The sequence below is a fragment of the Actinacidiphila paucisporea genome, from assembly GCF_900142575.1.
GTDB lineage: Bacteria > Actinomycetota > Actinomycetes > Streptomycetales > Streptomycetaceae > Actinacidiphila > Actinacidiphila paucisporea.
In genome coordinates this window covers 1-20799 of sequence record NZ_FRBI01000032.1, presented here as the reverse complement: position 1 = coordinate 20799, position 20799 = coordinate 1, and the positions used below count along the sequence as shown (strand labels likewise).

17 protein-coding genes and 1 riboswitch are annotated in these 20799 nt (G+C 74.7%); of the genes, 5 read left to right on the top strand and 12 right to left on the bottom strand.

The genetic code is table 11. The features are described 5' to 3' along the window. Positions 1-86: 86 nt before the first annotated feature. Together BUE44_RS31235 and yczE are read right to left on the bottom strand one after the other, a co-directional pair. Positions 87-461 (bottom strand): RNA polymerase-binding protein RbpA, encoded by a 375-nt coding sequence (locus tag BUE44_RS31235; RefSeq protein WP_031517570.1) that lies wholly within the window; start codon positions 459-461, stop codon positions 87-89. Between the two features lie 256 nt (positions 462-717). Beyond that, positions 718-1368, bottom strand: a complete 651-nt coding sequence (yczE, locus tag BUE44_RS31230; protein WP_456049217.1) for a membrane protein YczE — start codon at positions 1366-1368, stop codon at positions 718-720. Positions 1369-1564: 196 nt separating this feature from the next. Here yczE and yczR point away from each other — a divergent pair, with 196 nt between their 5' ends. Then, positions 1565-3055: a MocR-like transcription factor YczR gene (gene yczR / locus BUE44_RS31225; protein ID WP_073502386.1), complete on the top strand. Its 1491-nt coding sequence runs from the start codon at positions 1565-1567 to the stop codon at positions 3053-3055. 309 nt (positions 3056-3364) lie between these two features. Here the strand turns inward: yczR and BUE44_RS31220 are convergent, their stop codons facing one another. Both BUE44_RS31220 and BUE44_RS31215 read right to left on the bottom strand, forming a co-directional pair. After that, a complete protein-coding gene (locus BUE44_RS31220; protein WP_073502385.1) occupies positions 3365-4966 on the bottom strand; it encodes a hypothetical protein in 1602 nt (533 codons plus the stop codon). 333 nt (positions 4967-5299) lie between these two features. Then, positions 5300-5494 carry a hypothetical protein gene (locus BUE44_RS31215; RefSeq protein WP_073502384.1) on the bottom strand — a complete coding sequence of 65 codons (195 nt, stop codon included), beginning with the start codon at positions 5492-5494 and terminating at the stop codon, positions 5300-5302. A 246-nt stretch (positions 5495-5740) separates the two neighbouring features. Here BUE44_RS31215 and BUE44_RS31210 point away from each other — a divergent pair, with 246 nt between their 5' ends. From BUE44_RS31210 to BUE44_RS31200, 3 genes are all read left to right on the top strand, one after another. Further along, the gene (locus BUE44_RS31210; protein ID WP_073502383.1) at positions 5741-6370 is read left to right on the top strand and encodes a nucleoside/nucleotide kinase family protein; all 630 of its coding nucleotides are present in this window, start codon (positions 5741-5743) and stop codon (positions 6368-6370) included. 73 nt (positions 6371-6443) lie between these two features. Then, positions 6444-7460 carry a GNAT family N-acetyltransferase gene (locus tag BUE44_RS31205; protein ID WP_073502382.1) on the top strand — a complete coding sequence of 339 codons (1017 nt, stop codon included), beginning with the start codon at positions 6444-6446 and terminating at the stop codon, positions 7458-7460. Positions 7461-7836: 376 nt separating this feature from the next. Continuing rightward, positions 7837-8026, top strand: a riboswitch (cyclic di-AMP (ydaO/yuaA leader). Between the two features lie 5 nt (positions 8027-8031). After that, positions 8032-8886 carry a M23 family metallopeptidase gene (locus BUE44_RS31200; RefSeq protein WP_073502381.1) on the top strand — a complete coding sequence of 285 codons (855 nt, stop codon included), beginning with the start codon at positions 8032-8034 and terminating at the stop codon, positions 8884-8886. A gap of 81 nt (positions 8887-8967) precedes the next feature. On the opposite strand, the gene BUE44_RS39425 is transcribed toward BUE44_RS31200, so the two are convergent. From BUE44_RS39425 to BUE44_RS31175, 5 genes are all read right to left on the bottom strand, one after another. Next, complete coding sequence (locus tag BUE44_RS39425) at positions 8968-11856, bottom strand: helix-turn-helix transcriptional regulator (protein WP_073502429.1); 2889 nt, start codon at positions 11854-11856, stop codon at positions 8968-8970. A 10-nt stretch (positions 11857-11866) separates the two neighbouring features. Continuing rightward, complete coding sequence (locus BUE44_RS31190; protein WP_073502380.1) at positions 11867-12679, bottom strand: phytanoyl-CoA dioxygenase family protein; 813 nt, start codon at positions 12677-12679, stop codon at positions 11867-11869. 62 nt (positions 12680-12741) lie between these two features. Further along, on the bottom strand, positions 12742-13893 hold the full coding sequence (gene rho / locus BUE44_RS31185; protein WP_073502379.1) for a transcription termination factor Rho: 1152 nt from the start codon (positions 13891-13893) through the stop codon (positions 12742-12744). Between the two features lie 287 nt (positions 13894-14180). After that, positions 14181-15392 carry a D-alanyl-D-alanine carboxypeptidase family protein gene (locus tag BUE44_RS31180; protein WP_107415899.1) on the bottom strand — a complete coding sequence of 404 codons (1212 nt, stop codon included), beginning with the start codon at positions 15390-15392 and terminating at the stop codon, positions 14181-14183. A gap of 500 nt (positions 15393-15892) precedes the next feature. Next, on the bottom strand, positions 15893-16897 hold the full coding sequence (locus BUE44_RS31175; RefSeq protein ID WP_073502378.1) for an MsnO8 family LLM class oxidoreductase: 1005 nt from the start codon (positions 16895-16897) through the stop codon (positions 15893-15895). Between the two features lie 194 nt (positions 16898-17091). Here BUE44_RS31175 and BUE44_RS31170 point away from each other — a divergent pair, with 194 nt between their 5' ends. Beyond that, entirely contained in the window at positions 17092-18345 is a 1254-nt protein-coding gene (locus BUE44_RS31170; protein ID WP_073502377.1) for a transglycosylase family protein, read from the top strand. Here BUE44_RS31170 and BUE44_RS31165 read toward each other — a convergent pair. The 3 genes from BUE44_RS31165 to BUE44_RS31150 all read right to left on the bottom strand — a co-directional run. Beyond that, positions 18327-19010, bottom strand: a complete 684-nt coding sequence (locus BUE44_RS31165; RefSeq protein WP_079190244.1) for a phosphatase PAP2 family protein — start codon at positions 19008-19010, stop codon at positions 18327-18329. The genes BUE44_RS31170 and BUE44_RS31165 overlap by 19 nt on opposite strands. A 127-nt stretch (positions 19011-19137) precedes the next feature. Then, positions 19138-20142: an aldo/keto reductase family protein gene (locus tag BUE44_RS31160; protein ID WP_073502427.1), complete on the bottom strand. Its 1005-nt coding sequence runs from the start codon at positions 20140-20142 to the stop codon at positions 19138-19140. Between the two features lie 229 nt (positions 20143-20371). Next, positions 20372-20799 (bottom strand): discoidin domain-containing protein (locus BUE44_RS31150; RefSeq protein WP_143172624.1); only part of this gene is annotated, 428 nt, incomplete at its 5' end.

Genomic DNA, 20799 nt, shown 5'->3' with positions numbered 1-20799 from the left:
AACCGCCCGGCGGAAAACGCAACGCTGCGTTCCGCGCCGGGCGGGATGGTCGGGACCGCCCCCGGACGTCACCCGGGGGAGCGGGGTCAAGCGGTCTTGCGGTTGTCGCGCGGATGCACCGCGATGTTCATCGCCCCGGAGCGCAGGACGGCCAGCCTTTCGGCAAGGACCTCCTCCAACTCCTCCAGCGTGCGGCGCTCCATGAGCATGTCCCAGTGCGTGCGCGCGGGCTTGGTGGTCTTCTCCTCCGGGCCCTCTCCGTCCACCAGGAGCGCGGTCTGGCCGCATGCGCGGCACTCCCACTCCGGAGGAATCTCGGCCTCGACCGAAAACGGCATCTCAAAACGATGTCCGTTCCGGCATGCGTACTCAACGGTCTGGCGCGGGGCCAGATCGATACCGCGGTCGGTCTCGTAGCTGGTGGCCCCGAGTCGCGTGCCGCGGAGAGCTCGCTCACTCATGAATCGTGCCTCCCGGGCTTGGTCGCCCACAGGACAGGTGTCGCTGTCGTCGTCATCCGGTCAACGTCCGGTCGGCGGTGAAGATTCCCGATGAGGGATATGCGTCGCCCGTCGTGTCGCCCCTGTTTGTACCCACCGGCGCCCGCTTTGTCACATCTGAGGGGAGATGTCACCCGGCGTTGTCATATCTTTCGCGTGCAGTAACGGTCAAGCTAGGGGGCCAACCGCGTACACTACCGGTCCGCACCGCCGGAGGCTAAATCGTGTCCGCCACCGCGCGTTCCCGCGGCACTGGCGCCGCCGATGTCCCGGCGCGGGTGTGGCTACCCCCCGAGGAGCCACCGAAAACCCGCAGGAAGAACTGCGCGAGCGGGCCGATCGCCAGCGCGTAGAGCACGGTGCCGACGCCGACGCCGCCGCCGAGCAGGAAGCCCGCGGCGAGCACGGTCAGTTCGACGCCGGTGCGGATCAGCCGCAAGGAGCGCCCCGTCCTGCGGTGCAGGCCCGTCATCAGCCCGTCCCGCGGCCCCGGCCCGAAGCGGGCAGCGATGTACAGACCGGTCGCGACCCCGTTGAAGAGCACCCCGCACAGCAGCAGCGGTACCCGGGCGCCGAGCGCCTCCACGTGCGGGACCACCGCGCAGGTCACGTCGATCGAGGCGCCCACCAGGACGACGTTGGACACCGTGCCCAGGCCCGGACGCTGCCGCATCGGCCACCACAGCAGCAGCACCGCCGCACCGACGAGAATGGAGACGGTGCCGATGCTGATCCCGGTGTGCCGGGACAGGCCCTGGTGGAAGACGTCCCACGGGTCCAGGCCGAGGTCGGCGCGGATCATCAGGGCGTCGGTCACTCCGTAGAGGACGAGGCCGGCGTAGAGCTTGACGAGGCGGTCCACCGGCAAGGGGCCGCGTGAACGGAAGACCTGCCGGGAAGTCGGCTCGGACGTCGGCCGGGGTGGCCGGGAAATCGGACGGGACGGAAACGGGCGAAACGGTGACAACGGGAACCCCCCTGGCGGTCATGCGGGTGCGCATGCCACTGTGTGGCCTGTAAGGGGTAGTGATCCAGGGCCAATCCGTGGAAGGTGGACTGAATTCATGTCGCAGTGGACTGCGTCGGTCAGTGCGGCGCATCTGGCCCGGCTGCTGGAACCGGGCCCGGCTTCCGGCGGAGGCGGCCGCAAACTCCCCGCCTACCGCGGACTGGCCGACGGCGTACGGCTGCTGGTACTCGAAGGCCGCGTCCAGGTCGCGGCCCGGCTGCCCGCGGAAAGGGAGCTGGCGCTCGCGCTCGGGGTGAGCAGGACCACCGTCGCGGCGGCGTACGAGGCGCTGCGGGCCGAGGGCTTCGCGCGGTCCCGGCGCGGCGCCGGCAGCTGGACGGCGATCCCCGAGGGCCACGTCCTGCCCTCGCGCAGCCTCGAACCGCTGCCGCCGGACGCCGCAGGATCGGTCATCGACCTCGGCTGCGCCGCGCTGCCCGCGCCCGAACCGTGGCTGACCCGGGCCATGCAGGGCGCACTCGCCGAACTGCCCGCCTACGCCGCCACCCACGGCGACTTCCCCGCCGGCCTGCCGGTGCTGCGCGAGGCCATCGCCGACCGCTACACCGCCCGCGGCGTGCCCACCATGCCCGAGCAGATCATGGTCACCACCGGCGCGATGGGGGCGATAGGGGCGGCGGCCCGGCGGGTGGCCGGCTTCGGCGAACGCGTCGCCGTCGAATCGCCCAGCTACGCCAACGTCCTCGAACTCTTCCGCGAGACCGGCGCACGGCTGGTGCCGGTCGCGCTGCGCGAAGGCCTGGGCGGCTGGGACATGGACGCGTGGCGCCGGGTCCTGCGGGACGCGGCGCCACGGATGGCGTACGTCATGCCGGACTACCACAACCCCACCGGCACGCTCATCGGCGACGAGCAGCGGCGCGAGCTGGTCGAGGCCGCGAGGGCCGCGGGCACGGTCGTCGTGGCCGACGAGACGATGGCCGAACTCACCCTGGACGGTGATGATCCTGGGGTACGTCCGATGGCCGCGTTCGACCGCGGCGGGACCGTGATGACGGTCGGCTCCGCCAGCAAGGCCGTCTGGGCCGGGCTGCGGATCGGCTGGGTCAGGTCCACGCCCGACGTCGTACGCCGGCTGGTCTCCGCCCGCGCCTACCTCGACCTCGGCTCGCCGGTCGTCGACCAGCTCGCCGTCGCCTGGCTGCTGCGCGGCGGCGGCTGGGACCAGGCGCTCGCCACCCGCCGGCAGCGGGCCCGCGAATGCCGCGACGACCTCGCGGCGGCGCTGCGCGAGCACACGCCCGACTGGGACTTCACGGTGCCGCGCGGCGGCATGACGATGTGGGTGCGCACGGGTGACGTGTCCGGCTCACGGGTCGCCGTGGCCGGCGAACGCCTCGGCGTCCGCGTCCCCTCCGGCCCCCGCTTCGGCGTCGACGGCGCCTTCGAGTCCTACGTCCGCATCCCCTTCACGGTCAGCGGCACGATGGCGGTGGAATCAGCCAATCGGCTCGCCGCCGCGGCTGATCTCGTGCGTTCCGGCGCCGCGCCGGATGCCGAATCCACGGGCCTCTTCGTGGCTTAGCCCCCACCCCGGTTCCCCTTGACAGGGAGCCTCCCCGGGGCGCGGGGAACTGCGCGCTCAGCCGGTCAGCGGCGGTGGTCCGGATCGGACCGGGCAGCCCCTTTCGGGCGGTGGCGACGTGCAGCCGGTCGACGGCTGGTCGCGCAGTTCCCCGCGCCCCTGGGGTGGTGGCGGTGGGTGGGTCACCTTTGGCAGGGGGTGCCTGTCAGGGGCGCGGGGAACTGCGCGCTCAGCCGGCCACCGGTCGGTGGTCCCGATCGGACCGGGCAGCCCGTTTCGGGCGGTGGCGACCCGCGCGCGGGTGGCGGGTCAGGTCAGGTCGGCCACTGTCCGGATGACGGCGTCCTTGCGGAGGGAGGACGGCTCCGGGGCAGGGAGGGGAGCCGGGTCGGGCTCCGCCGCTGGTGGGAGGCTGCCGGGGAGGAGAGTGAGGACGGCTTCGCGGTGGGGGGCGGGGGCCTCGTCGTCGTAGGGGTCGGGGGTGGACGGCACCTGGAGGCGCAGGACGGGGCCGGTGCCGAGCCGGGCGTACCCCCGGCCCGGGGGCACCTCCGCGGCCGGGGTGGTGCGCTGGGCGGCGCCCAGGACCGCCTCGACGTGCTCGGGGGCGAGCCGGCCGAGCACGACCCGCGCCCGGGTGTGGGCGATCACCACCGGCGCAAGCGCCTCCGTCGCGTCGAGCTGGTCGGCGACGGCCACGGCGACGCTCGCCGCGCGCCCGTGCCGCAGCGGCACGTCGAGGAGCAGCTGCGGGTCGGGTCGCCCCTCCGCGAGGGCGAGCTGGCTCAGGGCGGTCGGGCGGTCGACCAGGATCCACAGCGGGCGGCGCGCGTCCTCGTCCACCGGGCGGCCCTCCTGCCGGGCGCGGTTGACCGCGATGAGCCGGCGTTCGGTCTCGTGCGCGGCCCATTCCAGCGTGGCGGACGCGCCGAGCAGCCCGTCCTCGACGGCGAGCACTCCGGGGCGCCCGGTCAGGCACGCGTATTCCCCCGTGCCGCTGCCGTCCACGATGACGACGTCGCCGTGCACCAGCGACTGCAGCGCGATGGACCGCAGCAGGCTGGTCGTCCCGGTGCCGGGCTGGCCGAGCGCCAGCAGGTGCGGTTCGGTGGAGCGCGACCCGGTGCGCCACACCACCGGCGGCGCGTCGCGGGTCTCCTCGCCGCCCCCGGCGACCGGCACGGTCCGCGGTACGGCCTCGGCGTCGGTGAAGCCGAGCACCGTCTCGCCGGGCGCGGTGACGAAGCGCTGGGCGACGATGTCGGTGGGCAGCGGCGGCAGCGCGGTGAGGGTGAGGTGGTTCTCCTCCTCGTTCCAGTCGAAGCGGTATTCCCTGCCCCGCCCGGCCTTGGCGTGCAGCAGCTGCTCGACCCGGGCGCGCGACTCGGCCTCGCCGTCGGTGAAGTACGCCGGGTAGCGCAGGTGCAGCCGCACCAGCCGGCCGCCCTCGAAGTCGAAGGAGGTGAACGCCTTCGCCCAGCTGCCGTCGTAGGTGTAGAGCGGCGCCGGGTCGGCGGGGTCGGACAGGTACGGCACCAGTGCCTCGTACAGCGACTGGAGCCGCCCGGCCTCCGCCTCGCCGGGGCCGGCTGCCGCGCCCGCGCCGCGGTCCCGGCCCATCCAGGCCGCGGACGCGATCACCGCGACGACGGCCAGCAGCGGCCCGTACGGCATCATCACCAGGACCACCGCCCCCGCGGCGGCCAGCAGCAGCGCGGGACCGCGCCGGTCCTTGGGGGTGCGGCCCCACCACCCGCCGGTCCAGGCCGCCTGCCGCCGCATGCCGCGGGCGATGGTGATGACCGGGTGGAGGACGTCGGAGGCGCCGTCGGCGGCGCTGCGCGCCAGGTCGCGACCGCGGACGAGCGTCGGTCGGCTGCTCAGGATGCTGGGGAGGGGACGCCTGGCCACGGTTGCTCCATGGGGTGGTTCGGGTGCGGGGAACCGCGGGGGACGCGCGGCGGTGCAGCGGGGGAGGGGCGGGACGGCGGTGGGGTGGGGACCGAAAGCGGACCCGGGAGCGGGGCGACCGCTCCCGGGCCTGCGCGTGGCATGCGCCGTGCCGTCCGCGGGACGGCCGGCTAGGGTCTGTCGTTCGGATCTCCGCGGCGTCGCGGCGCCCGGCACGCACATCTGCCGCGTTGTCGTCAGTCGACGACGGCTCCGCGTCGCCTCCTTCCTCCGCCTTGCAGCTGCACGCACCGAGCACCGCTCCTTCCTCCACGGAGATCCAGACGACAGGCCCTAGATCCTGATCCCGCCCAGCAGGCCGGCCAGGCTCGCGCCGCCCGCCGTGATGCTCGGGGCGATGGCGGTGCTGGCGAGGTAGAAGCCGAAGAGGGCGCTGACGATGCCGTGGGACACCTTCAGCCCGTCTTTGCGGAAGAACAGGAAGACGATGACGCCGAGCAGAACGACGCCGGAGATCGACAGGATCATGGGCTTTCTCCTGGGTGATGGGGACGGTCACCATGAGTTCTTCCAGGGTCACAAGAAGTCATGATTCGTGCGCGGTGGCAAATGGGTGATTTGTAGAGGATTTCCCCCAGGTGAGTGGGCTCCCCGGGAGTGCGAGCGGCCCAGGAGTCCGGCGGGGGCCCTTGCCCGTGTCGCCCGATCGGGCGACACGGGCAAGGGCCCCCGCCCGCCCGCCGCGCGGGCGGCCCGCTCCGGCAGGATGGCCCCGTGCAGCTCACCCCGATCACCTGGCCGCGGCTCGCGGAGGCCCTCGCCGAGCGGATCGCCGCGGTGCCGCCGCCCGCGGGGCCGTGGTGGCGTGTCGCGGTGGACGGCGCGCCCGCCGCCGGCACGGTGGAGCTCGCGGACGCGCTGGCCGCCGCACTGCCCGCGCTCGGCCACCCGGTGCTGAGGGTGCGGGCGCAGGACTTCTGGCGGCCCGCCTCGCAGCGCCTCGAATACGGCCACGAGGACGTGGACGCGTATTACCAGCTGTGGCTGGACACCGGGGCACTGCGCCGCGAGGTGCTCGACCCGCTCGGGCCCGGCGGCAGCGGGCGCGCCCTGCCGTCGCTGCGCGACCCCGGCACCGACCGCTCCACCCGGGCGGACTACGTGGCGCTGGCGCCCGGCGGCGTCCTGGTGCTCGACGGCCCGCTGCTGCTCGGGCAGGGCCTGCCGCTGGACCTGACGGTCCATCTGCGGCTGTCGGAGGGCGCGCTGCGGCGGCGTACGGAGCCGGCCGAGCTGTGGACGCTGCCCGCTTACCAGCGGTACGCCCGCGAGGCGCTGCCGGAGGAGAGCGCCGACGTCCTGGTCCGCGCCGACGATCCGCGGCACCCGGCGTGGACCGGCTGACGCGGCCGCGGCTCACGGCGCGCCGTACCGCCTTGCCGTGGGGCTGCGCGCCCCGCTAGCGTCCTCGAACACCATGACTGTCGCCACCGCGCCGCTGACCGCCGAGCACATACCCCTGGCCGTGCAGCGCTACGACCGCTGGTTCTCGCGCGCCCGGCGTCCCCCCTCCCAGCGATCCTGGCTTGCCGACGGACCCGTGCGCGGCGACGAGCTGGTGGGCAGGCTGCACGCCGTCCCCGGCCTTGAGGCCTGCCGCGCCCTCGACGGCGACGGCAACCTGATCGGCTACCTCGCCGCCCATCCGGTCACCCTCGCTCCCGACGACCCCGCCTCGCTGCGCACCCACCCGCGCTCGGCCCTGGTGCCCTACGGCGGCCACGCGCTGCCCGGCGGCCGCGAGACCGAGGTGCTGCGCTCGCTCTACGCCAAGGTCGCGGAGCGGCTGGTCGCCGACCGCCGCCTGGTCCACTACGTGCACGTGCCGGCCGGCGAGATCGCCACCGCCCCGTGGGCCGACCTCGGCTTCGGGCGCGAGCTGGTGCACGGGCTGATGGCGGTCAAGGCCAGGGGCCGCCAGCCGCGCGGCGTCGAGGGCCTCGGCATCCGCAGGGCGGGTCCCGGCGACCTGCCGCAGGTGGGCAGGATGGCCGCGGAGTCCTCCCGGCGGCAGCGCGAGTCCGCGATGTTCCAGCCGCAGCCGGAGGGCGCGCTCGCCGCGCTGCGGCTGCACTATGCCGACGCGCTCGTCGACCCGCGCTGCGGCGCCTGGATCGCGTCCCGCAGGGGCGAGGAGATCGCCATGGTGCTGGTCGTGCCCGCCACCCCGGACCCGGTGACGCCGGAGTCGTGCGTCGAACTGGCCGAGGCGTACGTGGAGCCCTCCGCGCGCGGCGAGGGTGTCAGCCGGGTGCTGCTGGCGACCGCGCTGGCGTGGGCGTACGACAACGGCCACCGCTACATCTCGGCCCGCTGGCACTCCGCCTCCCCGCTCGCGGCGGGGCACTGGCCCGCGGTCGGTTTCCGGCCGGTGGGCTACCGGCTCAGCCGGGTGCTCGACGCGCGGATCGGCGGAGCGCCAGGAAGCTACTGACGGGGCACCATTCGTAAATGTGAAGGTAAGTGAAACCCCGGTGCAAATCGGGCATTTCGCGGTGGCGTACGTCACGGTCGGGCCCCTGCGTGACGGGTGTCACCGGGGGAACACGGTCCGCCTTCCCCGCGACACCCGCTGTTTCCGACCCGGCCCGTTTCTCACCCTTTGTGCACGAGGGTCGCGCTCCCGGTGACCGGTGCGCACACGTACCGGCGCCCCCGGATGGCGAGGAGTAACCGCCGGTACGGGCGAAATGGTGCGGCATGCCGCGTTTGGTTGCCCGCCGCTCCCGGCGTCGTCTAGCTTCGCCGTACCGCGGGCAGCACGTCCGCGGCAGCCGCCGGGCGGGACGCCGAATCCTGCCGCCGCCCGGTCACGGGAACAGTCGAGCATTCAGGGCAGGAGCGGGGGACCCAGGTAAGCCGCCGTCCGGGAACACCGGACGGCTCGGGGTGAAGCCGTGCCCGCCGCCCGCGCATCGCACAGCGCGGCGGCGGCGGACCGCGGCCGGGCATCTCCTGCCCGAACCCGACAGCTCACCTCGCAGGCGTAGGAGAGGAATTCCCCCATGCCCGCAAAGGGACAGCACCGCAAGCCCCGCTCGCTCAGCCGCCTCACCAAGGTGTGCATCGCCGCGGGCACCGGAGGCGCCGCCCTCGCGCTGCCGCTGGTCTCCGTCGCCCACGCGTCGGCCGCCGAGCCGGCCAAGGCGCCCACCGCCGTCTCCGCCAAGGCGCAGTACACCGTGGTCCGCGGCGACACGCTGGCGAAGATCGCCACCGCCCACCACGTCAAGGGCGGCTGGAAGTCGCTCTACAAGGCCAACAAGAAGGTCATCGGCGGCAACCCGAGCCTGATCCGCCCCGGCATGCACCTCACGCTGAACACCGCCGTGGTCAAGGCCGCCCCCGCCCCCGCCAAGAAGGCCGCCCCGGCCCCGGCGAAGCAGGCCGCCCCCGCGGCGGCCGTCAAGCAGGCCACCCCCGCCGCGGCCGTCACGAAGGCCGTCAGCTCCTCCGGCTACACCAAGCCGGTCGGCGACGCCGCCATCGGCACCCCTTACCACGCCCAGGGCTCCAACTGGTCCTCCGGCTACCACACCGGCGTCGACTTCCTGGTCTGGAGCGGCACCCCGGTCCACTCGGTCGCCGCGGGCACCGTCGTCCACGCCGGCGCGGACGGCTCCTACGGCAACGACGTGGTCATCAAGCACGCCGACGGCAAGTACACCCTGTACGGCCACCTGACCAACCCGGTCGTCTCGGTCGGCCAGACCGTCACCGCCGGCCAGGAGATCGGCATATCGGGCGCCACCGGCAACGTCACCGGCCCGCACCTGCACTTCGAGGTCCGCACCACCCCGGACTACGGCTCGGACATCGACCCGGTCGCCTACCTCGCCGCGCACGGCGTCACCGTCTGACCGCACACGACGGCCCGAGGCCGCCGAACCCGACGTGCCCGCCCGGCCTTCACCGCCGGGCGGGCACCGTCTTTTCCCGGGCTACCCGAAGATCCCGGCCAGTTCGCCGCGGGAGACCACGCCGAGCTTCGGATACGCCTTGTAGAGGTGGTAGCCGACCGTCCGCGGGCTCAGGAACAGCCGGGCCGCGATGTCCTTGTTCGACAGGCCCTCCGCGGCCAGCCGGACGATCTGCGACTCCTGCGGGGTGAGCCCCGCCTCCGCCTCCACCGGGCCGCTCTCCCGGCCCGCCTCGGGCAGCGCGCCGCCCGCCGCGCCCAACTCGCCCCGCGCCCGGTCCGCCCACGGGTGCGCGCCGAGCCGCTCGAAGGCGTCCAGCGCGGCCCGCAGCCGCACCCGCGCCTCGTTCTTGCGCCGCGCCCTGCGCAGCCACTCGCCGTACAGCAGGTCGGTGCGGGCCGACTCCATGGCCCGCCGGTGCGGGTCGTGGGCGTCCAGCGCCTGCCGGAAGTACGCCTCCGCGTCCGCGTCCGGCGCCCGCAGCGCCCGGCAGCGGGCCACCAGCGCCGCCGCCCAGTCCTGCCCCGACCGCGCCGCCCACGCCTCGAACCGGGCGAGGGCCGCGTCGGCCCGCCCCGGCACCCCGAGCCGTACCGCGGCCTCCACCAGGTCGGGGACGCTGCGGGTCGCGCAGATGTGGTGCCGCACCGACTCCTCGCCGAGCAGCGCGAGCCGGTCGAGCGCCGCCTGCGCGCGGCCGAGCCCCAGGTCGAGCAGGCCCTGCGACCAGTACGCCCACGGTGCGCCCGGCGCCATCGCCGTCCCCGAGCCGCCCGCGAGCGCCGCGTCCACCAGGCGGCGGCACTCCTCCTCGTCACCGCGCACCGCGGCGATGTGCGCCAGGGCGCTGCTCAACTGGCTCACCCACTGGCGCTGCCCGGTGTCCGCGGCGATCCGCAGCGCTTCGGCGGCCGTCTCCGCCGCGTCGTCGTAGCGGCCGTCGAAGATCTCCGCCTCCGCGCGGAAGAACATGATCGTGGTGAGCCGCCCCACCCCGCCGCTCTCCCGGCTCTCCGCGGCCAGCGCCGTGGTCAGCTCGTGCGACTGCGCGTCCTGCCCGAGGGTCAGGCCCACCCCGCAGAGCATGACCAGGTCTCGCGGGTCCACCCGCCCGCCGCGTGCCGACCGCGCCGCCTCCGCGGCCGCGCCGACGGCCGGCGGGACCCGCCCTGCCGCCGCCCGGCCCAGCGCCCCGGTCAGGAACGCCGCCACCGGCAGGATCGGCGCGTCCGCGGGCAGCGGCAGCGCCGCCAGCCGGTCGACGGTGTCCGCGACCTCGTCCGCCCCGAGATACCAGGCGGTGTGCGTGGCCTGCACCAGCATCCGCGCCGCCCGCGCCGGATCGCTTCCCGCGACGAGCCCGGCGCCTTCGATGAGCAGCCGGTGCGCGCCGGGGAAGTCCCCCTCCCAGAAGTCCGCGAGCCCGCGCACATGGAGGGCCCGCGCCGTCGCCCGCGCGGCGGGATCGACGGGGGGCCCGGCGCCCGGCGCGGGCGGCCGGTGCGGTCCGGCGCCGGCCGCCGTGCGACCGGGTCCGGTGGCGTCCCCGCCGCCGGGCGTGTCCGGTGCGTGCGGCCCGAGGGCCCCGCGCCCGCCCCCTGCGGGCGGTGCGCCGGCGGGGCCGGCGGCCGCCGCGCGGGCGGCCTGCTCCGCGAAGGCGCGGGCGCGGGGGATCTCGCCGGCCTCGGAGGCGGCCTCGGCGGCCAGCAGGAGGCGGCGCAGGCGGGCGCCGGGGTCGGTGCTCAGGCGGGCGGCGCGGTCGTACGCGGCCGCCGCCGCGGTGTGGCCGCTGCGCTCGCCGGCGCGGACCGCGGTCTGTTCCAGGGCGGTCGCCACGTCCTCGTCGGGGCCGGTCGCGGCGGCGGCCAGGTGCCAGGCCCGGTGGTCCGCCTCGCGCTCCGGGTCGGCGGCCCGGGCCAGCGCCCGGTGGGCGGCGAGGCGGTCGGGCAGCGCGGCCCGCTGGTGGATCGCGGCCCGCACCAGCGGGTGGCGGAACCGCAGCGCGGTGCCGTCCACCGTCACCAGCCCGGTGTCCTGCGCGGGCGGCAGGTCCGCGACGCCCGCGCCGAGGTCGGCCGCCGCCCGCAGGATCGTGGCCAGCTCGCCGGTGTGGTCCGCGGCGGCCACCAGCAGCAGCGTCTGGGTGGCTTGCGGCAGGTGGCTGACCCGGCCGTGGAAGGCCAGTTGCAGCCGGCTGGTCAGCGGCAGCGTGTGCGGCGCCCCGGCGTCGGAGTCGCGCAGCCCGACCGGCAGTTCCAGCAGAGCCAGCGGATTGCCCCGCGCCTCGGCCAGGACCCGGCGGCGGACCGGCTCGGCGAGCGGCCCCGCCCGGTCGGCGAGCAGCGCGGCGGCCGCCGCCTCGTCCAGCGCCGCCGGCCGCAGCACCGGAAGTCCCGGCGCGGTGAAGGCCCCCTCGCCGTCCCGCGCGGCGAAGACCAGCGCGACGCCCTCCGAGTCCAGCCGGCGGGCCGCGAAGAGCAACGCGTCGGTGGACGCCCGGTCCAGCCACTGGGCGTCGTCCACGACGCACAGCAGCGGCCCGACCCCGGCGTACTCCGACAGCAGCGACAGCACCGCGAGCCCGACGAACATCGGCTCGCCCGCGCCCTCCGTCGCCAGTCCGAACGCCGCCCGCAGCGCCCGCCGTTGCGGCCCGGGCAGCGCGTCCAGCGCCCCCATCGCAGGACGCAGCAGCAACTGCAAGGCGGCGAAGGGCAGTTCCGCCTCGAACTCGACCCCCGAGCCGCGTACCACCGTCATGCCGCCGGCCGCGGCCACCAGATCGTCGAGCAGCGCGGTCTTGCCGATCCCGGCCTCACCGCGCAGCACCAGCACCCCGCTTCGGCCGGCCCGCGCGCCATCGAGCAGCACGCGCAGCGCCGCCGCTTCCCCGTCCCGTCCGTGCAGCATGCCCAGCACGCTAACCGATCTCCTGGCGGCCGCCGTTCGCGCCGAGCCCCTGCCGGATCGAGGACTCCACCGGCGAGTAGGCGCCGTCGGCCCGCTCCAACTCCAGCGGCACCGCCGGGTAGAGCGGCGGCTGCGCCAGGAAGCGGGGCGCGGTGCCGTGGTGGGGCTGCGCCGCGTGCACCAGGAAGGGGTGGCACAAGAAGACGTCGCCGGCCTGCCCGGTGGCGAGTACCTCCGGGCGATGGCGCGTGGCGTCGACCATGGCGGGCGCGATCTCCAGGATCGACACGCCGGCGTCACCGTACGGGGCCAGCAGCACGGGCATGTCCAGGTGCGAGCCGGCGCGGATCCTGGTCGGCGCGTCGACCTCGGAGACGTCGGTGAACAGGAACAGCATCAGCAACGCCCTTTCCCGGGACCGCACGTTGGCGAAATACCAGGTCTCACCGTCGGGCAGATAGCCGCCGTCGATGTGCCAGCCGGCGTCGTCCGGCTCCACCTCGTGCGGGAAGCGCAGGGGGAAGGAGCCCAGCGACGGCCGCGGCGCCCAGCGTCCCGGCCCCACCAGCACGTCGAACGCGGCATGCAGGGCCGGGGTGTTGGCCGCGGCGACGAAGGGCGGCTGCGCCATGCCGCCGACCCAGTGCACCGGCTCGGTCCACGTCGCCGGGTCGTCCGGGTCGCACCCGGTCTCCTTCCACAGCAGCGCCTCGCACTCCCGTGCGGTCGCCCTGGGAAATGCCCCCTCGATCTTGACGAAGCCGTCACGCAGGAAGGCCCGCGCCATCGCCGTACCGCCGTCATCCCCCACGTGCGCGTCCATGGGCCCGATCATCACGCGGCCGAGCCGCCGCGGGCCACCGGATTTCGACCGGCGAGTGCGCGTCAGCCGTGGGCGGGGAGGGTGCCCTGCACCTGGCGCAGGAAGGCCGCGTTGTCCGGCGACTTGCGCAGCTTGTCCAGCAGTACGTCGAGGCCGGACTGCGCGTCCCGGCCGTGCAGCACCTGGCGCAGCCCGCGCATCACCGGCAACTCCGCCGCCGTCAGCAGCAGTTCCTCGCGCCGGGTGCCGGACGCCGTCACGTCGACGGCCGGGAAGACCCGCCGCTCGGCCAGTGAGCGGTCCAGGTGCAGCTCCATGTTGCCGGTGCCCTTCAACTCCTCGTAGTAGAAGTTGTCGGCGCGCGACCCGGTGTCGACCAGCGCGGTCGCCAGAATGGTCAGCGAACCGCCCTCCTCGGCCAGCCGCGCCGCGCCGAACAGCCGCTTCGGCCCGGCCAGCGCGGCGGCGTCCACACCGCCGGAGAGCGTACGGCCGCTGCTCGCGCCCGCCGTGTTGTGCGCCCGGCACAGCCGGGTCAGCGAGTCCAGCAGGATCACCACGTCCTGCCCCTGCTCCACCAGCCGCTTGGCCCGCTCCACCGCCAGCTCCGCCAGCGCGATGTGCTCCTTCGCGGGCCGGTCGAAGGTCGAGGAGAGCACCTCGCCGCGCACGCTGCGCCGCATGTCGGTGACCTCCTCGGGGCGTTCGTCCAGCAGCACCACCATCAGGTGGCACTCCGGGTGGTTGGCGGCGATCGCCGCCGCGATGCTCTGCAGCAGGACGGTCTTGCCCGCCTTCGGCGGGGCCACGATCAGCCCGCGCTGGCCCTTGCCGATCGGCGTGACCAGGTCCATCAGCCGCCCGGACAGCGCGCCCGAGCCCTTGAGCAGCCCGCTCTCCAGCCGCAGCCGCTCGCGGGGGTGGAGCGGCGTCAGGTCGGCGAAGTGCCGCCTGCCGTGCTGGGCGGGCGCGCCGTTGACCAGCAGGACGTCGCCGAGGGCGCCCGGCCGTAGGGTCGTGCCCTCCACCAGGTCGCCCTTGCGCAGCCCCGCCTTGCGGATCTGCGCGGCGGAGACCTGGACGTCGCCGGGCGACGGGTGCCACCCGGAGGTGCGCAGGCGGCCCTGGCCGCCGGCGCCGTGGATGTCGAGGACACCCGCCACCAGGGCGGATGTCTGCGGCCGTACGTCCGGCCGTTCGAGAGTGTCGGTCATGAGAGGTCGTCCTTTCGCGGACGGAGGAGGAGTGTGCGGCGGGAGCGGACAGATCACGCTCCGCGGACCGCGGACATCGCCCGGTGGCCCGGGCCGTGGCGGAAGACCACGGCGCTGGGCGCGAACCGGTGCGCATGCGCTGCGCTTGAGCTTGCGCAAGAGTGAAGAGGATCACCGAGCCGGAGGCGACTGCCGTCGGGCGGTGGGATTTCTGAACGAGCACCGGCGCCGCTGAAAAGAGGGCGCAGACAGATGCTGTAGGTACTGTAGCACGTCCCCCGTGCCGCTCAGCGGTTCCGGCCGCCGCCGGTCTTGCGCCGCAGCAGCACGACGGACGCGGCCGCCACCACGGCGAGCCCGCCGCCGACGTACCAGGCGCGGGCCGACGCGTTCGAGGAATGCGCGGCCGGCGCCGGCGCCGGCTTCTGCTCCGCCGGCTCGTGCTGCTGCTTCGCCGGTGCCGGGGCCTGCGCTGGGATGCCCTTGAGGTGGTAGGCGGTCGGTGCGGCGTTCAGGGTGCCCACGGAGGTGGTGTGCCCCGCGGCGGCGAATCCCCAGTCCAGGAGCTTGCCCGCCTCGGTGTAGACGGCCTGCGGCAGGCCCGACTGCGGGTTCATCACGGTGACGATGAGCGTCCTGCCCTGCCGGGTCGCGGCGGCGATCAGCGTGTTGCCGGCGTTGGTGGTGTAGCCGTTCTTCACCCCGATCAGCCCCGGGTACGGGTGGACGCCGCCCGCGCCGGTCAGCAGCCGGTTGGTGTTCTGGATGCCGTACGACTTCACGTACCCGCCGTGCGTGTCGAAGCCGCCGGGGAATTCCGCGCTCGCCGTCGAGGCGTAGGCGGTGAAGTCGCGGTTCGCCAGGCCCGCGCGGGCGAACAGCGCCAGGTCGTAGGCGGAGGAGACCTGGCCGGGGTTGTCGTAGCCGTCCGGGGAGACGACATGGGTGTCGTCCGCGCCCAGCATCCGCGCCTTGGCCTGCATCTGGGCGACCGTCAGCGGCACGGAGCCGTTCATGTGCGCCAGGACGTGCACGGCGTCGTTGCCCGAGGCGAGGAAGACACCGCGCCACAGGTCGGCGACGGTGTACGTCTGCCCGGCCTGCACCCCGACCAGGCTGCTGCCGGCGCCGATGCCGGCCAGGTCCTCGTCGGTGACCTTGCGGGTCTCGCCGGCGGGGAAGCGGGGGAGCACGGTCACCGCGAAGAGCGTCTTGAGGGTGGACGCGGGCGGCAGTCGGCGGTGCGCGTCCTTCGCGGCGAGGACCTGGCCGGTCCTGGCGTCCGACACCGTCCACGACAGGGCGCTGATGCCGGACGGCAGCCTCGGCGCGCCCTCGTCGCGCTGCACCTGCACGCCGGGTTCGCCGAGCTGCGCCCCGCCGACCTGCGAGTCCCCGGCCGCGTGGGCCGGCACCGCGAGCACGGCCAGACAGCACCCGACGCCGAAGACGGCGGCGACGCGGCGGCGGACACGGGTGGCTGCACGGCGGTTGCTCATACGCTCACCGTATGAACGCCGGTGCCCTCCGGGCGCGGTGACGAGGCCCATCCGGGGCCGCACTCCCACCCCCGAGTGAACCACTGCTCCGACCAGCCCACCCCCTCCGGGGGCGCTTCCCCTTGCGCACGGGGGTGCGCTTCCGCTGGGCGCGGTGGGCATGCGGTTTCCCTTCGGCAAGGGGGTGCCCCCGGGGGCGCGGGGAACGGCGCGCGCAACCGGTCACTGGCCGGTGGTCCGGCACGGACCGAACAGCCCCTTCGGGATGGTGGCGGCGTGCAGCTTGTCGACGGTTGGTCGCGCCGTTCCCCGCGCCCCTGTGGGGCGCCGTCTTGCGCGGGGGGTGCCCCCGGGGGCGCGGGGAACGGCGCGCGCAACCGGTCACTGGCCGGTGGTCCGGATCGGACCGAACAGCCCCTTCGGGACGGTGGCGGCGTACAGCTTGTCGACGGCCGGCCCCCGCCCCTGGGGGGCACCTCCTGCCGAAGGGGGACCGTTGGTCAGGAGAGGAGGGCGGACAGCAGGCGGTAGGACTCGAGAAGCCGACGGCGGTCGTACGTGCTGGTGGTCACCAGGAATTCCGCCGCCCCGCTCCGCAGCAGCAGGGACTCCAGGGCCGGTGCGACCTCGGAGGGTGTGCCGGCCAGGTGCCCGGCGGCCAGGGCCGCCGAGAAGGCGGACCGTTCGCGGTCGGTCATCGCCGTGGACTCGACCGTCTCGGCGGCCACGAGCGGGGGGAAGACGCCGTGCGTGCGGGAGTAGGCCGTCGACCAGGCCTCGGGCAGCAGCAGGCGGTGGGCCGCCCCGGCCGTGGGGGCGACGGCGACCGTGCCGGAGAGGACGACGTAGGGGGCGGCGGCCCAGGGCGAGGGGCGGAAGGCGGCACGGTAGCGCTCGACCGCCCGCAGCATCGCGTCCTCGCCGCGCACCGCCGCGATGACCAGCGGCAGCCCGAGCGCCGCCGCGAGGTCCGCGCCGCTGCCGGTGGCCAGCAGGAAGGGCGCGGGCCGCAGGCCCTCCGCCGGGAGGGCGTGCACCCCGCGGTGGGCGGTCTGCTCGCCGGTGAACCAGCCGAGCACTTCCGCCACCTGCTCGCCGAACGCCTCGGCCGCGTCCTTGCCGCGGCCCAGCGCCCGCCGTACCCCGTCGGTGAAACCGACCGAGCGGCCGAGGCCCATGTCGATCCGGCCGGGGAAGAGCGATTCCAGTACGCCGAACTGCTCGGCGACCACCAGCGGCTGGTGGTTGGGCAGCATCACCCCGCCGGTGCCCACCCGGATCCGCGAGGTGGCCGCGGCGACCGCGGCGGCCAGCACCGTGGGGGCCGAGCCGGCGACGCCGGGCACGCTGTGGTGCTCGGAGACCCAGAAGCGGTGGAAGCCGAGGGCTTCGGCCTCCCGTGCGAGGGCCACCGTCTCGCGCAGGGCGCGCGGGCCGTCCTCGCCTTCCCTGATCCTCGACCGGTCGAGGATCGAGAACGGCGTGTCGCGCAGTACGGAACTCACCCTTCTTCCAACACCCGCCCGCGCCGGTGATTCCCCGCCTGCGCAGGTCGGCGTAGCGGGGGCGTACGCGCGCCGTGCGCTCTTGTGGCACGCCCGGGGCGGGCCTACTCTGTGCGCGGCCCGGCAATTCGGGCGTTCGGCAAGCCCGGGTCGCGGAGCGCGGCGCCGGCCGGTCCCGGGAGAGGACTCGTCTCATGCCCTTACGCGGACGCCACCGCCGTTACCGCCCCAGCAGGGTCTCCCAGGCCTCGCTGACCGTCACCGCCGGCGGGGCGGGCCTCGCGCTCCCGCTGATCGGGCTGAGCAGCGCGCACGCGGAGTCGGCGGGGGTGTGGGACAAGGTCGCCAACTGCGAGTCGTCGGGCAACTGGCACGTCAACACCGGCAACGGCTACTACGGCGGCCTGCAGTTCACCGCCTCCACCTGGAAGTCCTTCGGCGGCGGCTCCTACGCGGCGCGTGCCGACCTGGCGACGAAGAACCAGCAGATCGCGGTGGCCGAGAAGGTGCTGCGCAGCCAGGGCCCGGGCGCCTGGCCGGTCTGCTCGGTGCGGGCCGGGCTCACCCGGCAGGCGGCCGACGCGTCGCACAAGGTGCACGTGCCCGCGGCGAAGATCCGCCCCGTGCCGGCGCACACCGCCCACGTGGCCAAGACCCCGGTGAAAGCGCACGCGAAGGCCCCGGCCAAGGCCGCCGCGAAGACCCCGGCGAAGACGGCCGCGCACGACCGCTACACGGTCGTCCCCGGCGACACGCTGTCCGGGATCGCCGCCGACCAGCACGTCGGCGGCGGCTGGCCGAAGCTCTACGCCGACAACCGCGGGGTCGTCGGCAGCGACCCCGACCTGATCCTGCCCGGCCAGCGCCTCGCGCTGACCGCACCGCGGACCGCACCGCTGACGGCGCCCGCGAAGACCGTGCAGAAGACCGCCAGGAAGCCCGCGCCCAAGGCGGCTCCGAAGGCTCCGGCGCACGAGGCCGCAGGGAAGAAGCCCGCCACCGCCGTCTCGGTGCACACCAAGCCGGCCGCCGCCCCGCACCGCGGCGGTTTCACGCTGCCGGTGCACGCCTCGCTCGGCACGCCGTACCACGCGTCGGGCAGCCACTGGGCCAGCGGCTACCACACCGGCATGGACTTCCTGGTCCCCACGGGCACCGCCGTCCACTCGGTGGCCGCGGGCAAGGTCGTCACGGCCGGCTGGGGCGGCTCGTACGGCTACCAGGTGGTGATCAGGCACGCGGACGGCCACTACAGCCAGTACGGCCACCTGTCGCAGATAGCGGTCAAGGTCGGACAGCAGGTCAACGAGGGCCAGCGGATCGCGCGTTCCGGCGCGACCGGGAATGTCACCGGGCCGCACCTGCACTTCGAGATCAGGACCGGGCCGGTCTACGGCGACGACATCGACCCGCTGCGCTACCTGCGCGCTCACGGCGTGTCGGTCTGACCGTCCGCCCGTCCCGCACGCCCGGCGTACGCGGTCAGCGGCGGCAGCAGCGCGGTGAGCCAGCACCCGGCGAACAGCCAGCCGCCGACCACGTCCGACGGCCAGTGCACGCCCAGGTAGACGCGGGTGCAGCCGACCGCCAGGGCCGCCAGGCCGCAGAGCGCGGCCGCCGCCCGGCCACGGGCGCCGGGCAGGGCCCGCAGCAGGCCCCAGGCGAGCAGCCCGGCGGCGATCGCGCTGGAGGCGGTGTGCCCGGAGGGGAAGGAGTAGCCCGACGCGTGGGCTGCCCAGTCCGCGGCGGGCGGCCTGGCGCGGTGCAGTGCCGTCACGAGCAGGGTGCGCAGCGTCTGGCCGACCAGCAGCACCAGCACGGCGAGCAGCGCCACCAGCGGCCCCTGCCCGGCGGTACGCGTTCTGCCGCCGCCGGCCAGCCAGCCGCCGAGTGCGGCGGCCAGGTAGGGCCAGGGCCCCGTCCCCGCGTCCGTGACGGCCCGCGCGGCGGTGGCCGCGCCGTGCGGGCGGTGTCCGACCGACCAGCGGTGCGGCCCGGTGTCGAAGCCGTACGGCGTGCCGTGCCGGGCCAGCACCAGCCAGGCCAGCAGGACGAAGGCGACGGCGAAGGTGGCGGGTGGCAGCAGCCGGGACCAGCGGAGGCGGACGGTCATCGCGCGGGTGGTCCCCTTCCCGGCACCTGGCACGCGGCCGGGAACGCCGGCTGCGGCGGTGATTGACTACAGGTCTGTAGTCAGACTACCCCCGCAACCGGCGTGTACCGCTTGTGCCGCCCTGCTGTTACGGCCGGGCCGTCGGCACGTTCTCGTGGACCTTCAGCGGGTCCGTCACCGCGACCGGCTCCAGGATCCGCTCGATCCTCGCCATCACCTCGGCGTCCAGCCGGACACCGGAGGCCTTGGCGTTCTCCGCGACCTGCTCGGGGCGGGACGCGCCGACGATCGCGGCGGAGACGTTGGGGTTCTGGAGCACCCAGGCGACCGCGAGCTGGGCCAGGGACAGGCCGGCGTCGTCGGCCAGCGGCTTCAGCTCCTGGACGCGTTCCAGCAGGTCGTCCCGCATCCAGCGGCTGATCATGCCGGCGCCGCCCTTGTCGTCGGTGGCGCGGGAGCCGGCCGGCGGCTGCTGACCCGGCAGGTACTTGCCGGTGAGCACGCCCTGGGCGACCGGCGAGAAGACGATCTGGCCGAGGCCCAGCTCCTGCGAGGTCGGGACGACCTCGCCCTCGATGATCCGCCACAGCGCGGAATACTGCGGCTGGTTGGACACCAGCGGGATGCGCAGCTCGCGCGCCAGCGCGTGGCCGCGGCGGATCTGGTCCGCGGTCCACTCCGAGACGCCGATGTAGTGCGCCTTGCCGGAGTGCACGACGTCGGCGAAGGCCTCCATCGTCTCCTCCAGGGGCGTGAACCGGTCGTAGCGGTGCGCCTGGTAGACGTCGACGTGGTCCGTCTGGAGCCGTCGCAGCGAGTTGTCGATCGACTCCAGGATGTGCTTGCGCGACAGGCCCCGGTCGTTGCGACCGGGGCCCGTGGGCCAGAAGACCTTGGTCAGGATCTCCAGGTTCTCGCGGCGCTCACCCTTGAGCGCCCGGCCCAGTACGGACTCGGCGCGGGTCTGCGCGTAGACGTCGGCGGTGTCGAAGGTGGTGATGCCGACGTCCAGGGCGGCCCGGACGCAGGCGGTCGCCGCGTCCTCCTCCACCTGTGATCCGTGGGTGAGCCAGTTTCCGTAGGCGATCTCGCTGACGATCAGGCCGCTGCGGCCGAGGTGACGGTATTCCATGGTCATCGACCTTAATCGTCACCCCGGCGCGCGGTGAAGGCGCCCAGGACCCGGGCGGGCCGGGTGCTGGGGCCTGTCGTGTGGATCTCCGCGGCGTCGCGGCGCCCGGCACGCACATCTGCCGCGTTGTCGTCAGTCGACGACGGCTCCGCGTCGCCTCCTTCCTCCGCCTTGCAGCTGCACGCACCGAGCACCGCTCCTTCCTCCACGGAGATCCGAACGACAGGCCCTAGGAGGTGTAGGCCTCCAGTTCGGAGAGTTGGGCTGCGGGCCAGCCGGTGTTGCCGGTGACGGTGAGGCGCAGGTAGCGGGTGCTGGTGGGGGTCAGGGTGATGGTGGCGGTGTTGCCGGTGGCGGGGTTGAGGGTGTAGCCGGCGGAGGGTTTGAGGGTGGTCCAGGTGCTGTTGTTGGTGGAGCCGAGTACGGAGAGGGTTTCGGTGCGGGTGGCCCAGGCGGTGGCGGGGGGCAGTTTGATCACGACGCGGCCGACGGTCTGTGCGGAGCCGAGGTCGACGGTGATGGACTGCGGGAAGGCGTTGTTGGTCGACTCCCAGTAGGTGCTCGCGTTGCCGTCGACGGCGTTGGCGGCGGTGTAGACGTCGGCGTGGCCGGTGTCGGTCACGCTGCGGCCGCGCGCCAGGTTGCCGCTCGCCGGCG

Coding starts and splice junctions, on each gene's coding strand:
- BUE44_RS31235 (WP_031517570.1), bottom strand. CDS start 461: ATGAGTGAGCGAGCTCTCCGCGGCACGCGACTCGGGGCCACCAGCTAC.
- yczR (WP_073502386.1), top strand. CDS start 1,565: ATGTCGCAGTGGACTGCGTCGGTCAGTGCGGCGCATCTGGCCCGGCTG.
- BUE44_RS31215 (WP_073502384.1), bottom strand. CDS start 5,494: ATGATCCTGTCGATCTCCGGCGTCGTTCTGCTCGGCGTCATCGTCTTC.
- BUE44_RS31205 (WP_073502382.1), top strand. CDS start 6,444: ATGACTGTCGCCACCGCGCCGCTGACCGCCGAGCACATACCCCTGGCC.
- BUE44_RS31200 (WP_073502381.1), top strand. CDS start 8,032: ATGCCCGCAAAGGGACAGCACCGCAAGCCCCGCTCGCTCAGCCGCCTC.
- BUE44_RS39425 (WP_073502429.1), bottom strand. CDS start 11,856: ATGCTGCACGGACGGGACGGGGAAGCGGCGGCGCTGCGCGTGCTGCTC.
- BUE44_RS31190 (WP_073502380.1), bottom strand. CDS start 12,679: ATGGACGCGCACGTGGGGGATGACGGCGGTACGGCGATGGCGCGGGCC.
- rho (WP_073502379.1), bottom strand. CDS start 13,893: ATGACCGACACTCTCGAACGGCCGGACGTACGGCCGCAGACATCCGCC.
- BUE44_RS31180 (WP_107415899.1), bottom strand. CDS start 15,392: ATGAGCAACCGCCGTGCAGCCACCCGTGTCCGCCGCCGCGTCGCCGCC.
- BUE44_RS31170 (WP_073502377.1), top strand. CDS start 17,092: ATGCCCTTACGCGGACGCCACCGCCGTTACCGCCCCAGCAGGGTCTCC.
- BUE44_RS31165 (WP_079190244.1), bottom strand. CDS start 19,010: ATGACCGTCCGCCTCCGCTGGTCCCGGCTGCTGCCACCCGCCACCTTC.
- BUE44_RS31160 (WP_073502427.1), bottom strand. CDS start 20,142: ATGGAATACCGTCACCTCGGCCGCAGCGGCCTGATCGTCAGCGAGATC.